Annotated in this window: 2 pseudogenes; both read left to right on the plus strand. The window is 77.2% G+C overall.

From position 1 onward, the window contains the following. A pseudogene (locus NH339_RS18150) lies at positions 1-542 on the plus strand (hypothetical protein); the annotation flags it as partial. Between the two features lie 88 nt (positions 543-630). Further along, positions 631-1,545 (plus strand): annotated as a pseudogene (locus NH339_RS18155) (hypothetical protein); the annotation flags it as partial.

The raw sequence follows: 1,545 nt of genomic DNA on the forward strand, positions 1-1,545 counted from the left end.
CTCGCCGTCAGGCGGAGGAGGCCGAGCAGGCCCGGGTCGAGGCGGAGCGGAGGCTGGCCGAGGCCGAGCAGCAGGCGGCGGCCCGGATCGCCCAGGCCGAGACCGAGGCGCGAGCCGTGGGCGAACGGGCCGAGCAGGACGCCCAGCGCCGCATCGAGGAGGCCCGCGCCGAGGCCGACCGCGTCGTGCAGCGCGCCAAGCTGGACGCGCAGGAACGTCTGACGCAGGCCGTCGCCGCAGCACGCTCCGCGGCCGAGGAGAAGCTGGCCGAGGCCGAGGCCACCGCGATGCAGTGGGTGGCGGCGGCGGAGGCGGAGGCCGAGCGCGTCGCCCAGGCGCACATCGTCGCGGCGAACCAGTCGGCCAAGCAGGTGCCGAGCTTCGCGGAGCTCGAGCCACCTGCCGTGGCGGAGTTCGTCGAGGAGAGGTCGACGGCCGGCGAGCCGTCCAGCCAGGTCGGTCCCGACGCCTCGTCGGAGGTGAGCGACGGACCCGGGGCAGCCGTCCCCCCGACCAAAAAAAGGGTCATCCGGCGATCCTGAGTACCTGACGGCCGGCGCCATCGTCGCCGGGCTGGATGCGCCGTCCGCGCAGGCGGACGGCGACGGTGACCCGTCGTCCGACGCTTCGGTGCCGGCAGACGCGTCCGGGTCGGACCCGGCTGCCGCGCCGGTGCAGACGCCCGGCGTCACGCGCTCCTACGAGGACCTCGTGCCTGGCTCGCTCGCGTGGATCGCGGCGACCCACGGCGGTCCGCGCCCGGACCCGCTGGCGAGGGCCGAGGCAGCCCTCGACACGCCCGAGCGCCGACCCGAGACCGAGCCCGCGCCCGGCTCGCGGGAGGCTAAGGCGGCCCGCCGCGACGCCGCGAGGCGCGAGCGGGCACAGCGACGTGCGGAGGCGAAGGCCGAGAAGCAGCGCGCCCGTGAGGAGCGGGCACGCGCCCGTGAGGAGGCTGCCGCGGAGCGGGAGCGTGAGCGGGTGTGGGCTGAGGAGGTCAAGCAGCTGGAGGCCGAGCAGTCGGCGGCCGAGGCCGAGGAGCGCGAGCAGGAGCGCGCCGAGAGCAAGCGGCTCGCCGAGGAGGCCGCCCAGGCGAAGGCGCGTCGTCGCGCGGAGAGCAAGGCGGCTGCGAGGGCCGCGCTGGCCACCCCGCCCGGCATCCACCGTGCCGAGCCGCCCGTCGACGAGCCCGCGCCTGACGGTCCGACGAGCGCCTCCTCCGAGCCCTCGGCGTCGCAGGAGGACACCGCGCTGCTCGAAGCGGTGGGAGCCGTCCCCGCAGGGGAGCCCGAGGCTCCGGCGGAGGAGCCCGCCGACCTGGTCGCGACGCAGGTCGTGCCCGCGGTCGACGTCGCAGTCGACGCTCCGGCGTCCGCCGGGACGGGTCGTCCGCAGGCACGTCACACCGACACCGACACGTCGGCCGGCCCCGATTCCGGCTCCGAGGCCGTGACCGACGGCGAGCCCGTCGAGGCGACGCCGACGGAGCGGCCGTCGCGCGCACGCCGCGCCGACCGCGTCGAGCGTCGCCGCGCGAAGGCCGCT

Origin of the sequence: Aeromicrobium sp. CnD17-E (assembly GCF_024124745.1) — a bacterium.
GTDB lineage: Bacteria > Actinomycetota > Actinomycetes > Propionibacteriales > Nocardioidaceae > Aeromicrobium.